The sequence below is a fragment of the Enterococcus sp. DIV1682a genome (genome assembly GCF_051711005.1).
Taxonomy (GTDB): domain Bacteria; phylum Bacillota; class Bacilli; order Lactobacillales; family Enterococcaceae; genus Enterococcus_B; species Enterococcus_B hirae.
This window is the reverse complement of the sequence record NZ_JBIOLT010000001.1, coordinates 1,683,175-1,699,651: the sequence shown is the minus strand read 5'-3', so window position 1 is coordinate 1,699,651 and position 16,477 is coordinate 1,683,175. Positions and strand designations below refer to the sequence as shown.

Sequence of the window (16,477 nt, the reverse complement as noted above, 5' to 3'; positions counted from 1 at the left end):
AACAATCTTCTCTCATCTCGATAGAGTTCATTTCTTCTTCAACGACCTTTTTTAGGAGAGATTTTATGAAAGTACATCAAGCAGAAATAGTGATTAGTGCAGTTGCACCAAAACAATACCCAGAATCTGATTTACCAGAAATTGCTTTAGCAGGGCGTTCAAATGTCGGAAAGTCTTCTTTTATCAATACGTTGATTGACCGAAAGAATTTAGCTCGCACTTCGGGAAAACCAGGTAAGACCCAAACATTGAATTTTTATTTGATTGAAAATGCGTTACACTTTGTCGATGTCCCTGGTTATGGTTATGCCAAAGTATCAAAGACTGAACGTGCAAAATGGGGTAAAATGATCGAAACATATATTACGACCAGAGAGCAGTTGCGAGCAGTCGTTTCTTTAGTCGATTTACGTCACAAACCTTCCCAAGAAGATATCCAGATGTATGAATTTTTGAAATATTACGATATTCCAGTGATTGTCGTAGCGACTAAAGCGGATAAGATACCACGAGGAAAATGGAACAAGCATGAAAGTGAAATCAAAAAAGCGTTGGATTTTGATAATAATGATCAGTTTATTTTATTTTCTTCTGTCACAAAGCAAGGAAAAGAAGAAGCTTGGCAGGCAATTGAAGAAGCAATTTCAGAATAAAAAACTAGTAGCAGACGAAGGACTCAAAGAGGAGAACATTCGCTTGCTACTAGTTTTTTTCTATTTTTTTGTCTGTTCTTTTTTTTCGTCATTTTTTGGTTTCAAAAAGCGATCGATTTCTTCTTTTGAAGCAACTGTTTTTTCTGGATCAACAGCAAAGGATTCAAATAATTTATCAAGATTATCTGTACGTTCAAATTTAAGCCCCAAATTATTCACCTCTTTGATTATTTGTTTCTATTCTACCATGGATAGTTACTAAAATAATTGGAAGTCGTTAAATTTTAGTTTTTTCTTATGCTTGGTTATAATTTAATTATAAAACACTTTGAAAGGAGTGAGAGCAGAGTGGAAGAACAACAATTATTAATGACGATTCAATTAACCGATTTGAATCAAAGTCAAAGAGAAAATGAATTGGAAGATTGGTTCTTTTTTATTCGGATGATGTTTAGTCCCTCATTTTTTCAGACTTCTCGTCAGACAGCACGAATATTTGAATGGACAACCTTTAAAAAGGAAGCAATGCAGGAATCTCAGTTCGCATTTGGTTGGCTGACTGTAAAAAATGAAACGAATGAGTGTCGTTTTCATTTTGATGGTCAACAATTGATCATTAAGAATATTTTGGAGAAGAATATTTTCTTACAACATGAATCGGTGATCAGAGATTATATCCAGCTTAAAATGGATAAAAATGGCGTATTTGCTTACTTACGTTCATACAATGAATTTAAGTATCATAATATTAAAGAAATTGAAGAACGGTTGAAGTTTGAAACACAAGAAGCTATTGATAAGTTGCCAAAGATGAGAGAACGATCGGGAGCGGTTGTGATTGATTGTAATCAATTGCCTGGTTACGATCTATCTCATGAGGGATTATGCTTTACTTCTTGTTGGGAAATGTATTACAGCTCTTACTACTATCGCATCATTCCGAAACAAGTATTTTTAGATGTCCAACAAGTGGAATTTGTAAAAGAGAAACAAAATGGTGTGATCTGTATTCAATTATATCGTGACCCTTTCAAATGGGCCGAGGAAACGAATCGACATTTTCAGACCTATTATCGCGACCAATTGGGATTTGATCATCTTTCTTGGGACAATGGCGTTGGGCTTTTGAAACCTCCATACATTGAGTATGCTTATACCGATCAAAGTATTCAATCTGTTCAATACCAAAATGAAAGAATGCAACCGACTCAGAAAAAGGATGCGACGTTCTTCGTTACTCGAAGTTATAATTTTGTCAATGATGAATACCACGAAAAGCGAGTAAGAGGGCGGTTGAATACACAAGCTTATTTTCCTTGGGTAGATGAGCAGCGGGCGCAGATGATGTTTTACAAAGTGATTGATCCCCGTATTTCTTTAGATGATGGGATCGAAGCTTATTGCTACTATATAAGAGAATACTTAGAGATCGCAGTTGACGATGAAAAATATCAAGAATATTTAGTTACTTTACGATTATACGTACCTACTGAAAATTTGACACAGCTCCCATTGAATGAAATTCGCGAAAAACTATCAGATATTCAGTTTAAGCGAATAAGAAAAAGACGAGGACGTTTAAGCTTTGACGTGAAAAAAGGTGTAAATCATCTTAGAGTAGAAATCTATGATTATCCCAAGTTGAACAAATTTGCGACATTACAAAAAATTTGAGGTGAGCACATGGATAAACACTTATATTATCGGGTCATGTTACCTACAGCATTTGTAGCTTTTTTGATGTTCTTTCTTCCCAACATCCCTGTACGATCAATTTTGGGCTTTATCATTATGTTCATTGGATTAGGAAGGTACTATTATTTAGTGCATAGAAAATAAAGCATATAAAAGGTTGTGGAAGAATCGTACAGCGAATACCGTTCGTACTTCTTTACAACCAATCAAGAGTCTGAACCAGTTGAAAGTTCAGACTCTTTTTTGAATGTTTTAGATTGTCTGTGAATGTTTTTGAATGATTTTTATTGATTAATAAAAAGAATTATGCTACTATATGTCGTGAGGTGATCGTGGAAATGCTTACAGAAGAGCGCAGACAAAAAATACTACACTTGTTAGAACAAAATAAAATAGTGAAATCTCAAGATTTAGTAACACTTCTAAACGCTTCTGAATCAACGATTAGACGTGATTTGCAAGAGTTGGAGAATGATGGTCTGTTAGAAAGAATCCATGGTGGCGCGAAAAAAGGGCAACTTTTAGGGTTTGAACAGAATATGAGTGAAAAAACGCTCAAAAACGTTCAAGAAAAACAAACAATCGCTCGATTAGCAGCTCAATTAATCAATGACGATGACGTTATTTATTTAGATGCTGGGTCCACGACGTTAGAAATGATCCCATATTTGCAAGAGAAAAAGGTAACGGTAGTAACTAATTCAGTGAAACATGCAGCTAGTTTGGTTGATTTGCAACTTCCCACCATCATATTAGGTGGACAAGTTAAATTATCAACAAATGCTGTACTAGGAAATAGTACAATCAGCCAGTTAAAAAATTTCTATTTTAATAAAGTGTTTATGGGAATGAACGGTGTTGACTTGAACCGTGGATTTACAACGCCAGATCCGGAAGAAGCAGCCGTGAAACGTCTAGCAATGGAAAATGCGGAAGAAAGTTTTGTCCTGATTGATCATTCTAAGTTCAACAAGCTTAGTTTCACTTCTGTGGCACCTTTAGAAGCAGCCACGATCGTAACCGAACGTTGTCCATTGGAATTTGTTACCGATTATCGGGAACGGACAACTATCAAGGAGGCAGCTATACAATGATTTATACAGTAACATTAAATCCGTCGATTGACTTTATCGTACGTGTCGATGGGTTAAAAATCGGGGAATTGAATCGAATGAAAGAAGACTTTAAAGTTCCTGGCGGAAAAGGGATCAATGTTTCTCGAATTTTGAAAAGAATTGACTCTGATTCGACAGCCCTTGGTTTTTTAGGAGGCTTTACAGGAAACTTTATCGCAGAGTGGTTGGAAAAAGAAACAATCCAAACTTCTTTTACAACAGTTCAATCAGATACTCGGATCAATATCAAATTAAAATCTGATTCTGAAACGGAGATCAATGGTTTAGGCCCAACGATCTCAGATGAAGAAATCCAATCATTCAAGCAAGCGCTAAGTGTTGTGAACAAAGGGGACATCGTTGTCTTATCTGGTAGTACTCCTGCCAGCTTAAGAAAAGGGTTCTATCAAGAATTGATTGAGATCATTCGTGAAAAAGAAGCAGACTTTGTGATTGATACAACTGGGGATGATCTAAAAAATTCTCTTGCTAAAAGACCATTGTTGATCAAACCTAATAACCATGAATTAGCCGAATTATATCAGACACACTTTGATCGTGTGGAAGAGATTTTGCCATATGGTAAGAAACTATTAGCTGAAGGGGCACAAAATGTCTTGATATCAATGGCGGGAGATGGTGCCTTGTTATTTACTAATGAAGGTGCTTACCGATCAAACGTATTAGTTCGCCCGTTAAAAAACTCGGTTGGTGCAGGAGATTCAATGATTGCTGGATTTATTGGTGCTTATAGCAAAAATCAAGATCCAGTGGAAGCATTTAAATGGGGAGTCGCTTGTGGAAGTGCGACAGCATTTTCTGATGATTTAGCTTCTAGAGCATTGATTGATGAACTGTTACCAGAAGTTGAGATAACAAAAATAGATTCGTTTTCAGGAGGATTATCATGAATATCAAAGATTTAATGATCAAAGATGCAATGATCATGGACCTACAAGCAACTGATAAAAAAGGCGCAATTGATGAAATGGTCCAAAAAATGTTTGCTGCCGGAAGAATCTCAGATATTGAAACCTATAAAGAGGGGATTTTAGCACGAGAAGCGCAAACTTCTACCGGACTAGGTGACGGCATTGCGATGCCTCACGCAAAAAATGCAGCAGTAAAAGAAGCAACCGTACTATTTGCTAAAAGTAACAAAGGGGTCGATTATGAGGCATTAGATGGTCAGCCGACTTACCTATTCTTTATGATCGCAGCTCCAGAAGGCGCAAATGATACACACTTACAAGCGTTAGCTGCCTTATCCCGCCTTTTAGTGGATCCAGATTTTGTTGCAAAATTAAAAGAAGCAGATTCACCAGAAGCTGTACAAGAATTATTCCAAACAGCGGAAGATCAAAAAGCTGCGGAAGAAAAAGCAGAACAGGCAAAACAAGCTGAAGCTGAAACAGTTGATCCTAAGAGCAAGTTTGTTATTGCAGTAACCGCTTGTCCAACAGGAATCGCCCACACTTATATGGCGGAAGATGCTTTGAAGAAAAAAGCGAAAGAAATGGGCGTAGAGATCAAAGTTGAAACAAACGGATCAGAAGGTGTTAAAAACTTATTGACAGCTGAAGACATCGCTCGTGCGGATGGTGTAATCGTAGCAGCAGATAAAAAAGTTGCCATGGATCGTTTTGACGGGAAAGAACTTGTCAATCGTCCGGTTAGCGACGGGATTCGTAAGCCAGAAGAACTGATCAATCTTGCTTTAAGCGGTACTGCACCAGTTTATCATGGACAAGGGAAAGATACTGGTTCTGATGAAGGAAATGCAGAAGGAACCGTCGGCCAACGAATCTATAAAGATTTGATGAATGGTGTTTCTCATATGCTGCCGTTTGTTATTGGCGGTGGGATTGCGATTGCTCTTTCTTTCATGGTAGACCAATTTATGGGTGTACCACAAGATCAGCTTGCAAACCTTGGGAATTATAATCAAATTGCTAGCTGGTTCAACCAAATCGGTCAAGCTGCTTTTGGTTTCATGTTACCAGTTCTTGCTGGATTTATTGCTTCAAGTATCGGGGATCGCCCTGGTTTGATTGTTGGTTTTGCTGCTGGTGCATTAGCTAATACTGGCGGTGCAGGCTTCTTAGGAGCTTTGATCGGCGGTTTCTTAGCTGGATATGTCATTGTGTTCTTGCGCAAACTATTCAAGAAATTACCTAAATCATTAGACGGAATCAAAACGATTCTCTTTTATCCCGTGTTTGGGTTGTTGATTACCGGTTTCTTGATGTTGTTGGTTAATGTACCGATGAAAGCAATCAATGATGCATTAAACGGATTTTTAACAAGCATGAGCGGTTCAAACGCTGCGTTACTTGGAGCTTTACTTGCAGGAATGATGGCTGCTGACTTAGGTGGACCAATTAATAAAGCGGCTTATGTTTTCGGTACAGCTACGCTAGCAACAACAGTTGCGACTGGCGGTAGTGTCGTGATGGCTTCTGTTATGGCTGGTGGGATGGTTCCACCATTAGCAATTTTTGTTGCTACTCGTTTATTTAAAAATAAATTTAGTAAAACAGATCAAGATGCTGGTCTAACGAATATTGTGATGGGCTTGTCCTTTGTAACAGAAGGATCGATCCCATTTGCAGCAGCTGATCCGATCCGCGCCATTCCAAGTTTCATTATTGGCTCTGCTTTAACAGGTGGTTTAGTTGGTGCTTTCGGTATCAAATTACTTGCTCCTCATGGTGGGATTTTCGTTGTATTCTTGTTAAGTCATCCAGTCTTGTACTTAGCATTCATCGCTATTGGTGCAATCGTTTCTGGTGTGATTTATGGTTTACTAAGAAAATCACCAACAGTAACAACAGCATAATTTTCAATTTATAAATATGAGACCTTCTTACGGAATTTAACAATAATTTTCGTAAGAAGGTTTTTTTGTGAGATTAAATGCAAAATTTTTGAAAATTAAAAAATGGAAAGCGAAATTGATCAATAGATGAATAAATATAGGATTTGTGATTAGAAATTAGTTATTTATTGACGGATATAAATGTGTATAGTATCATTTTTTTGTAATCTAATGTTAATCAAAAGCGCTTTTATATAAAAAAAGAATGGTTATAGAGGAGGGGAATATGAAAAAAAGTACAAAATGGGTTGTTTTATCGCTCTTTATTCTTTGTGCTAGTATTGTCCCAGTCAATGACTTTGATGCACAAGAAAATTCTGAGAATAGTGTAAATCTCCATGACAATGTGCAAACGAGCACAAGTGATGAGTACTCCGTTTCCTTTGAGACAACTACGGAAGAATCCCATGAAGATGTCAATAATCAAATCACCGAAGCATCAACAAGCAGCGAAGAAACAAAACAAGTGTTAGCAGAAAACGCTGAACTGTCCGACGAAATTGGTGCAATTAGTCCTTTGGTTGGAGAAGGATCATTAGAAAGTCCTTATACTGCAGCAACAGCAGATGAATTAATTAGGGTAATGAGTGAGATCAATAATGATTCAGGTTCGGGAACCTATTATGTTGCTTTGACAGCAGACATCGTGTATACAGATGCGGATGTTTTTGAGTTTTATAAAAATGTCGAGATCGATGGTCAAAATCATCATATGCTATATACCAACGCTTCCAACTCAACCGCTTCGAATACTGGCTATCGAGTGAAGATTAGTGGATTAAGAATCAAATTGAAAAACATGAATTTTGGAAGCGCGACACTAACTGATGAAAATGGCGTTATCTATGGCAACCAATCTTACTACGGGATCTTAGGGGCTGGAAGTTTATCTGTCCTCTCATTTGACGCGGTTTTTGAAAACGTCAATTATTATGGCAAGACCGGGGCGCAACCACTTCTAGCTTGGCATACAGAATCCACCTTCACCTTTGAGGGGGAAAATGAATTTGTCAGTGAAGCAGGAGCAAACAGCGAAGAGTTCATGGAAGGAAACAACATTACATTTGCGAAAGATTCGACGACGATTATCAACCACCAAACGAGTACGAATCTCGCTTTGTTTTATGGTTCAGCTTCTGGCGGATCGGGTGATCGGAAAATACGAGTCACTCTTGAAGAAAATGCGAATGTGCAATTGACATCAAGCAAAGATTATTTTTCTTATGATGGGACAGGATTAATTTTTACGATTGGTCAAAATGCTAAATTTTTGTATGAACAAACAGGTAACAAGCCAATGAATTTTACGAATGGTCAAGCAGCAGAAATCAATTTTGGCGCTAATTCACAAACTTCAATGATCAGCCAAGGCAGATTCAATTCAAATGGAAATGTTGTAATGAATGCGGATGAGCCCGATTTTGTTCGTTTTCAAAATACTTCTAATACCAACGGCTTGTTTGCTAGAAATATGACATTTAACCGGATCGATGGAGTAGCAGGAGAAATAGGAGGCTATCAATTTAGCTATTTAGCAACTGATCAAAGTTTACAAAAAAAGGAAGTAGTAGGAGCTGGTACAGCTACATTAAATGACAGTTACTTTACAAATACAGCTCTAAAACAAGCAATCTATCAAAAAAAAATCAATATTACCGATTGGAAAGCACAGCCGAGTGTAGCGGTCGGACAAAGTCAATTAGACACTACGATCAATGCTTACGAGCCAGCCAGTCGGATAGGAAAGGCAACGACGTTTAAATTAAGTACGAAACAACTTTGGAGTGAAACCGATTTAACGACTGAGGAAGCACAACAACAAGTTGAGCTTGCTGATGAAAATACAGATGGGATGATCGAAGTCGAAGAAACCGCGGGAATGACATGGACAAAAGAAAAACTACCAGCTGGAACTTATTTTGTCTATACAAAAATAGCTGGTGCCGTCAACGATGATCCCGAACTTCAAGCCTATTTAACTGAAAGCCTTTGGGTAGAACAACAGGTGGAAGTAGTCAAAAGTCCATTAAGTGTGGAAGTACCTTTAGAAATGATATTTGAATCGAAAACAGAAGGTGCATTCGACACGGCATCTTCGACCAAACCAATCATTAGTTCGAGTAACTATCCCATTGATTTTACGATTGGCACGGTTCAAGATCTTACAGCTGATTCATCAGTTGTGCTAGTCAATCAATTTTCTGGCGGAAATCATAACGAGTTGATTCTTAATCTTGTTGCCACTGATGGGACAACGATGGGACCGTTGGTTGTCGGGCAAAATAATGTGGACAGATTGGAAATTGCCCCTTTTTTAACAGAACCAATTGAACTTTATTTAGCTGGAGAATTTTCAGGAAACATTTTACAAAAATATTATCCTAGTTATGCCTTTACTTATCAACTATCAGCTAAAGAATAAAGGAGAAAAACAATGGAAGAAACAAAACGGAAAAAACAAAAACAGGTACTACTCATTCTACTAGGATTATTGTTGTTGCTAAGTGGCTGGCTAGTGTACCGCTATTATCTTCAAGCAAAACCAGAGCCCGTTACTATTGTCAGTGGCGAATTTTTACCCGCTGGGAAAGATGCCCAAAAAATCTCTGACTCTGAAAAGAAAAAAATTGCGCAGGTTGCAGTAGATAAAAGCAAATTCAATTTAGTTATCTCACCTGAAGCGAAAATCGATCGACAAACAGGGAGCGGCGAATTGATGATAAAAAATCCCAGTGAAAATGGCTATCCGATCAATGTAGAAATTAGAGAAAAAAAGAACAATCAACTTGTTTATACTTCCGGTGCGATTCAGCCCGGGTATGAAATAAAAAATGTCACGTTGGAACAGGCATTAGAAAAGGGGGAGTATCCATCAGTTGCTTTATTTAGTTTGTATGACCCAGACACCAACGAAAAAAAAGGTCAAGTGGCTGCAGGAGTTACATTAACAGTTGAATAAAAAATAAAAGGGGTTTATTGATATGATGAAAAAAGTACTTGTAAGTATGTTGTTTAGTGGGAGTTTTGTTGGATTTGTTGCGCCCGCAATGGTTCAAGCGGAAGACGTGATTGGTGTTGACCAAGCCGATATTCAAATCAATGGTACGATTGGATTAGATAACACAGATCCAGAAGAAGCGATTGAGGAAAGTCATGACAATTGGATCAATGTGACATTAGATACAGCGACCATTTTCTATAACGTAAGCGGGCGAAATGATATTGAATCTCCAACCTATAATATTGAAAATAAATCGGGACGTCCAGTTGATGTATCCATTGCAGATTTCGCGCAAACAAATGCCGAAAGTATCACAGAAATTTCTAGTCTAAATCTTGTTTCTCCAGCAGCAACGAACACTTCCTTGATTGCCGCAGGAACACTCACAGATTTTGCGACGACACCAGTCAAACTCTTTACATTAGCAAACAATGAAGGAAAACTAACTGCAAATGGTACCGCAAATAATGCTTTTTCGACCACCTTCAATTATGCTGGAACAGTATCTTCTACCACAGCAACCAAGAGTACACCAACGTTCAATTTGACGTTGCAATTAGATGCTGTATCTTGGACAGCAGCGCCTTAAACTGATTAAAAAAGTTAGAAGGGATAATATGAAGGCAACACTTGACGTAAAAGGATCACTTGGAATTGATGCCGAACTGCCAAATGACCAGCAAGAAAGTGCAGGGGCTCAAAAACCAGGTTATGTGATTAAAACAGAAGTAAAAACGATGAGTACCTTCCCCAAAACAACGGACACAGACAGTTTAATGATTAGTTTCTTGGGAATATTCCTTGTAGGAGTAACAATTACAGTGAAGTATTTTTGGGGAAATAAAGAAAGAGAATAAGATGAAAAGTTTTTTTAAAGATAAAGATACTGGTTGTATTTCCCTATAAAATAAAAATTTGCTCTTACCACTAGCATACTGGCTAATCGTAAGAGCAAATTTTTATTGCCTAAAAGGCTTGTTTCGTCGTTAAAATCGAAGAGCGAGCAACAATCGTTTTCCGTATGCTTGAAAGATGACGTTCATCGGTTAAGATGACTAAAATGTCGCCAACATTCATGATTGTATCCCCATGAGTCAAAATCTCTTTATTTCCTCTAATAATAGAAACGAGTAACATATGTTTTGGCCAATTGAAATCTCTGACCATTCGTCCATCCAATGTACTTTCCGCAGTGATTGGAAAATCAAAGGTTGTTTTGCCGACTAATATTGGTTGTTTTTCTTGTTGAATCAATCGCTCGAGTAAAGATTCGTAAATCGGATTGCCTCCTAATAAATCATTGCTAACGTAAGCGAAGAGTGAAACGACACCTAAAGGCATCAAATGATTCAAAGAACCGACCATCTCCGTTACTAAGATAATTGCAGTCAACGGGGCTTTTCCGATTGCTGTAAAGTAACCTGCCATCGCAATCACGAGAAAGTCTTTGACATAAATCGGATTCATACCAACTAAGTTCACTAAAGCCCCTCCATAAAATGCTCCAATCAGCGCACCTAAAGTTAGGATTGGTAAAAAAATCCCGCCCGGTAAACTGGCGCCATATGAAACCATAGAAAAGAAAAACCGTAAGATAAACAGACCTGCAATCAATGTTAATGGGTAAAAGGCATGTCCTGAAGTGATGATGATCTGGTTTCCGCCACCAAGGATTGTTGGCCAAAAATAGCCAATCGGCAAAACTAAAAGAAAAGGAACGATTCCGTGAAAGTGTGCAGGAATCGGCAGCTTTCGATAAAATTTTGGTAAGCTAAGCAAAACGATCTGATAAATATACCCTAGCACACCGAGAATAATACCTAGAATAATTAAAAAACCATAATATTTTAACGGTAAAGACGGAATTTTTCCTAGAGACAATACAGGTTTCAAACCGAAAAAATAAAGTGACACAAAATTAGCAGTGATCGCTGATGTAAAGGATGTCAGCCAAACTAATGGAGAGAAAGAATGATGGATTTCTTCTAAAACAAATAATAACCCAGCAATCGGTGCATTAAATGCTGCTGCTAATCCTGCACTCGCTCCGCTAGAGATAAGAATTTTCTTTTCAGCTGAAGAGCTGTTTAATAATTGGCTTGTTCCTTCACCCACCACTGCGCCTAACTGGATTGATGGACCTTCTCGACCTAAGAATAAACCGGAACCAACCGATAACACGCCTCCAATAAATTTTTTCCATAGAACAGAAAACCATGAGACTGTTAATTCTCCTTGTAATTGTCCTTCAACTTGGGGAATGCCGCTTCCTTTAATATCGGGATCGCTTTTGATAAGAAATCCCACAAAAATAGCAATAATAATTGAAGCTGCTAAGATAAATGCTAAATATAAAGGTTCTTGTTGACTATGAAGGTAAACTTGTTCGGTTAATTCACCAAATTTCTCAATTGCCAAGCGAAAAATGCTAACGATACCGCCAGTGAGCAACCCAACTAAGAGCCCTTTTAAAATATAATATAGTTGTGTTTTGTCGACATGTTTAAATAATGTTTTTGCTTTCATTGCTAATCCCTCGTTTCAATTTAATTTAGCGTGATTTTTTCTTTTTTACAAGAGGAAAAGAAAAGAAATTTTTTTTCATTGCAAATCCATCGCTTTGCAAACAAATTTTCATTTCGCTTGCAGTGATCAGATTGCGGTTATTACTACCCTATTCATAGATAATATATGCTTTAATGAAAGCTGGGGAAATGCTATAATTAAACGGATTGATAAAAGAAAGGATGTTGTAAATGTCATCCAAAAGTGAATTATTGAATGGGATGAATCCTCGACAAAAAGAAGCGGTTCTTCATACCGAGGGACCACTATTATTGATGGCCGGTGCAGGTAGTGGGAAAACGAGGGTCTTGACCCACCGAATTGCTTATTTGATTGAAGAAAAGGAAGTAAATCCGTGGAACATCCTAGCGATTACTTTTACCAATAAAGCCGCTAAAGAGATGAAGGAGCGGGTAAATGCCATTTTAGAATATGGTGGCGAAGATGTTTGGGTATCGACTTTCCATTCCATGTGTGTGCGTATCTTAAGAAGAGATGTCGATTTCATCGGTTACAACCGAAATTTTACCATTATCGATTCTTCTGAACAGTTGTCTTTAATGAAACGTATCTTAAAAGAATTGAATATTGATCCGAAAAAATACGATCCAAGAAGTATACTTGGAACGATTTCGCAAGCAAAAAACAACTTGCAAAACCCTCAGGAGTTTGCCAAGTTGCTGGGAAGTTACTATGAAGAAATTGCAGCTAAGTGTTATGTAGCTTATCAAAAAGAATTACAATATAACCAATGTATGGATTTTGATGACTTGATTATGAATACCATTCGGTTATTTGAAGAGCATCCTGATTCTTTGACTTATTATCAAAATAAATTCCATTACATCCATGTGGATGAATACCAAGACACGAACCATGCACAATATACTTTAGTTAATCTACTCGCCCAAAGATTTCAAAATTTATGTGTTGTGGGGGATGCTGATCAAAGTATTTACGGTTGGCGTGGCGCTGATATGCAAAATATTTTGGATTTTGAAAAAGATTATCCGAATGCCACAGTCATTTTATTAGAGCAAAACTACCGTTCGACTAAAACAATTTTAAGTGCTGCCAACCAAGTGATCGAAAATAATAGCAATCGAAAGCCGAAAAATCTTTGGACAGAAAACCGGGAAGGAAATAAAATCACTTACTACCGTGCAGATAACGAGCGAGATGAAACACGTTTCATCGTGGATCGTATGCAAGAGCAAATTCGTGAAAATCAACGGAATTATGGCGACTTTGCGATTTTGTATCGAACTAATGCTCAGTCTCGTGTGATGGAAGAAACCTTACTAAAAGCGAATATTCCTTATAAAATGGTGGGCGGACATAAGTTCTACGACCGTAAAGAAATTAAGGATATTTTAGCGTATTTGAATGTGATTGCGAATCCTCAAGACTCAATCAGTTTTGAACGGATCGTTAATTCGCCTAAACGCGGGATCGGACCTGGCTCAATCGAGAAATTAAGAAGTTTTGCGACGATCCACCAATGGCCACTCCTTGAAGCGGCGCAAAATGTTGATTTAACTAACATTGGTGGAAAAGCCGGTCAACAATTAGCAGTTTTTGGCGACATGATCAATGACGTCACACAAATGGTTCCCTATCTAACAGTGACCGAACTGACAAAAGAAATCTTAGAACGTAGTGGGTATCTAGAGGACTTAAAAATTCAAAATACTTTAGAATCACAAGCAAGAATCGAAAACTTGGAAGAATTTTTAACCGTTACTCAAGAATTTGATAAACAATTTGAAAAACAAAATGAAGAAAATGCGGATGCACCAGAAGAAAAATTAACTGTATTTTTAAATGACTTGGCCTTAGTTTCTGACATCGATAATTTAGAAGAAGAAACCACCCAAGTGACATTGATGACTTTGCATGCCGCAAAAGGTCTTGAATTTCCAGTCGTCTTTCTGATTGGTTTGGAAGAAGGGGTTTTCCCATTGTCACGAGCCTTGATGGAAGAAAGCGAATTGGAAGAAGAACGAAGACTTGCTTATGTCGGGATCACGAGAGCAGAAGAAGCACTCTACCTGACCAATGCTTTTTCCCGTACCTTATATGGCAGGACACAATATAATCGACCTTCTCGCTTTGTAGAAGAAATCGATCAAGAATTATTAGAAGTCCAAGGCATGCGGCCAACGCCAAAACAAACGAGTCCTTTTACGAGCAGAACAGCTAAACCAGCCTACAAACAACCAGTAACAACTGTTGTTTCTTCAAAAACAGCAACTGGTGGAGAAAGCAATAGCTGGAAAGCAGGCGATAAAGTCAATCATAAAAAATGGGGGATCGGAACAGTGGTAAGGGTAAATGGTACTGCCAAAGATTTAGAATTGGACGTGGCATTTCCTAGTCAAGGTGTGAAACGGTTGTTAGCAGCATTTGCGCCAATTGAAAAAGTTTAAACAGGGGGGATAAACGATGGAACATGAAATGACAATTGATGAAGCTGCAAAACGAGCAGAAGAACTACGATCTCGGTTAAATCGTTGGTCCAGAGAATATTATGTTAATGATAAACCAACTGTCGAAGATTATGTTTATGATCAAGAATATGCTGAATTAGTAGCAATTGAAGAGCAATATCCTGATTTAATCACTTCGGATTCACCAACTCAGCGAGTAGGGGGGAAAGTTCTCAGTGGGTTTGAAAAAGTGACTCATGATATTCCGCTTTATAGTTTGAATGACGTATTTAGCAAAGACGAACTCTTTGCCTTTGATCAACGTGTCCAAAAAGCGATTGGTCGCCCTGTTGATTACTGCTGTGAGTTAAAAATTGATGGTTTATCGGTTTCCTTGCGCTATGAAAATGGCGAATTTGTTCGTGGTGCAACAAGAGGAGATGGGACGGTTGGCGAAAATATCACAGAAAATCTAAAAACAGTTCGTTCTGTCCCATTGAAGTTGAAAGATGCTATCAGTATCGAAGTCCGCGGCGAATGTTTTATGCCCAAAAAATCATTTGTGCAATTGAATCAAGCAAGAGAAGCAGAAGGAAAAGATATTTTTGCAAATCCTCGAAATGCAGCTGCAGGATCACTGAGACAACTGGACTCTAAAATTACTGCAAAACGTAATTTGGATACTTTTTTATATACGGTAGCGGATTTTGGACCGATGAAAGCAACAACCCAATATGATGCTTTAGAAGAATTAGAACAGATCGGTTTCCATACGAATCACGAAAAGCGTTTGTGTCATTCGATTGATGAAGTTTGGTCATTTATTGAAGAATACCATGAAAAACGAATGGACTTAACCTATGAAATTGATGGAATCGTCATCAAAGTGAATGAATTTTCTTTACAGGACCAATTAGGTTTTACTGTCAAAGCACCTCGTTGGGCAACAGCGTATAAATTCCCACCGGAAGAAGTAGAAACGAAGATCGAAGAAATCGAATGGACGGTTGGGCGGACTGGTGTTGTGACACCTACAGCGATTATGACTCCGGTACGAGTGGCTGGCACGACAGTTAGTCGAGCAAGTCTGCATAACGGTGATTACATCAAGTTAAAAGATATAAGGTTAAACGATATTGTTCGTATCTATAAAGCAGGAGATATTATCCCTGAAGTAGCACAAGTCGTGTTGGATCAACGACCTGCTGATAGCGAACCTTATGTTTTACCAACACATTGTCCGATCTGTCATAGTGAATTAGTTCATCTTGATGAAGAGGTTGCTCTTCGTTGTATCAATCCGAAGTGTCCAGCCCAAATCAAAGAAGGATTGAATCATTTTGTTTCACGTAACGCCATGAATATCGATGGCCTAGGACCAAGAGTATTGGCACAGATGTATGATAAACAACTAGTTACAGATGTGGCTGATCTTTACAAGCTAACGGAAGAGGAATTGCTGACGTTAGATAAAATCAAAGAAAAATCAGCCAATAATATACTGACAGCGATCCACGATAGTAAGGATAATTCGGTCGAAAGATTGATATTTGGCTTAGGGATTCGCCACGTCGGCTCCAAGGCAGCGAAGATATTAGCAGAGCATTTTGGCGATCTGGAAACATTAAGTAAAAGTGACTTTGAATCGATCATTGCGCTAGACACGATTGGCGATACAATTGCTGATAGCGTAGTGACTTATTTCAGTAATGAAGAGGTCCATGACTTGATGTCCGAACTAAAACAAGCAGGTGTCAACTTTGAGTATAAAGGGATTCGTTCTTCACAGATTGAAACGATCGACTCACCTTTTAAAGAAAAAACAGTGGTTTTAACAGGGAAATTGACTCGTTTTACGCGTGAAGAAGCAAAAGAAACCATTGAAAATCTTGGAGGTAAGGTTACTGGCAGTGTGTCTAAGAAAACCGACATCGTGGTAGCAGGTGAAGACGCTGGTAGTAAGCTGACCAAAGCACAAGAACTAGGAATCGACGTATGGTCAGAAGAAAAAATGGCAGAAGCATTAGCTGACAGTCATTTTAATTAAGAAAATCTGATTTTTTTCAGACAAATTTCAAGAAACAATTTCAGATGGGAATCACTTATGTTAAAATAGAGAGCAAAGTTTTTAACTCGTTTAG

Annotated in this window: 13 protein-coding genes; 11 read left to right on the top strand and 2 right to left on the bottom strand. The window is 38.0% G+C overall.

Going from position 1 to position 16,477, the window contains the following annotated elements; all coding sequences use genetic code 11:
- Positions 1-65: 65 nt before the first annotated feature.
- Positions 66-653, top strand: a complete 588-nt coding sequence (gene yihA / locus IGJ23_RS07685; RefSeq protein ID WP_010718969.1) for a ribosome biogenesis GTP-binding protein YihA/YsxC — start codon at positions 66-68, stop codon at positions 651-653.
- A gap of 60 nt (positions 654-713) precedes the next feature.
- Here yihA and IGJ23_RS07680 read toward each other — a convergent pair whose 3' ends face one another.
- Positions 714-863 carry an SPJ_0845 family protein gene (locus tag IGJ23_RS07680; protein ID WP_010737727.1) on the bottom strand — a complete coding sequence of 50 codons (150 nt, stop codon included), beginning with the start codon at positions 861-863 and terminating at the stop codon, positions 714-716.
- 159 nt (positions 864-1,022) lie between these two features.
- Here IGJ23_RS07680 and IGJ23_RS07675 point away from each other — a divergent pair, with 159 nt between their 5' ends.
- The 8 genes from IGJ23_RS07675 to IGJ23_RS07640 all read left to right on the top strand — a co-directional run bounded on the left by IGJ23_RS07675 (position 1,023) and on the right by IGJ23_RS07640 (position 10,199).
- Positions 1,023-2,327, top strand: a complete 1,305-nt coding sequence (locus IGJ23_RS07675; protein WP_251849229.1) for a hypothetical protein — start codon at positions 1,023-1,025, stop codon at positions 2,325-2,327.
- Between the two features lie 359 nt (positions 2,328-2,686).
- Positions 2,687-3,442 (top strand): DeoR/GlpR family DNA-binding transcription regulator, encoded by a 756-nt coding sequence (locus IGJ23_RS07670; RefSeq protein WP_411244963.1) that lies wholly within the window; start codon positions 2,687-2,689, stop codon positions 3,440-3,442.
- Positions 3,439-4,374 carry a 1-phosphofructokinase gene (gene pfkB / locus IGJ23_RS07665; protein ID WP_010718974.1) on the top strand — a complete coding sequence of 312 codons (936 nt, stop codon included), beginning with the start codon at positions 3,439-3,441 and terminating at the stop codon, positions 4,372-4,374. The genes IGJ23_RS07670 and pfkB overlap by 4 nt, the downstream gene beginning before the upstream one ends.
- Positions 4,371-6,302: a PTS fructose transporter subunit IIABC gene (locus IGJ23_RS07660; RefSeq protein ID WP_438774812.1), complete on the top strand. Its 1,932-nt coding sequence runs from the start codon at positions 4,371-4,373 to the stop codon at positions 6,300-6,302. The genes pfkB and IGJ23_RS07660 overlap by 4 nt, the downstream gene beginning before the upstream one ends.
- Positions 6,303-6,567: 265 nt before the next feature.
- Positions 6,568-8,763, top strand: a complete 2,196-nt coding sequence (locus IGJ23_RS07655; RefSeq protein WP_438774811.1) for a hypothetical protein — start codon at positions 6,568-6,570, stop codon at positions 8,761-8,763.
- A gap of 12 nt (positions 8,764-8,775) precedes the next feature.
- Complete coding sequence (locus tag IGJ23_RS07650) at positions 8,776-9,300, top strand: hypothetical protein (RefSeq protein WP_010718977.1); 525 nt, start codon at positions 8,776-8,778, stop codon at positions 9,298-9,300.
- Between the two features lie 22 nt (positions 9,301-9,322).
- The gene (locus tag IGJ23_RS07645) at positions 9,323-9,931 is read left to right on the top strand and encodes a hypothetical protein (RefSeq protein ID WP_010718978.1); all 609 of its coding nucleotides are present in this window, start codon (positions 9,323-9,325) and stop codon (positions 9,929-9,931) included.
- Positions 9,932-9,959: 28 nt separating this feature from the next.
- On the top strand, positions 9,960-10,199 hold the full coding sequence (locus IGJ23_RS07640) for a hypothetical protein (protein ID WP_010718979.1): 240 nt from the start codon (positions 9,960-9,962) through the stop codon (positions 10,197-10,199).
- Positions 10,200-10,308: 109 nt separating this feature from the next.
- Here IGJ23_RS07640 and IGJ23_RS07635 read toward each other — a convergent pair whose 3' ends face one another.
- Positions 10,309-11,868 carry a ClC family H(+)/Cl(-) exchange transporter gene (locus IGJ23_RS07635; protein ID WP_438774810.1) on the bottom strand — a complete coding sequence of 520 codons (1,560 nt, stop codon included), beginning with the start codon at positions 11,866-11,868 and terminating at the stop codon, positions 10,309-10,311.
- Positions 11,869-12,098: 230 nt separating this feature from the next.
- On the opposite strand from IGJ23_RS07635, the gene pcrA reads away from it, so the two are divergent.
- Positions 12,099-14,336: a DNA helicase PcrA gene (pcrA, locus tag IGJ23_RS07630; protein WP_438774809.1), complete on the top strand. Its 2,238-nt coding sequence runs from the start codon at positions 12,099-12,101 to the stop codon at positions 14,334-14,336.
- 16 nt (positions 14,337-14,352) lie between these two features.
- Complete coding sequence (gene ligA / locus IGJ23_RS07625; protein ID WP_438774808.1) at positions 14,353-16,383, top strand: NAD-dependent DNA ligase LigA; 2,031 nt, start codon at positions 14,353-14,355, stop codon at positions 16,381-16,383.
- The last annotated feature ends 94 nt before the right edge of the window (positions 16,384-16,477 follow it).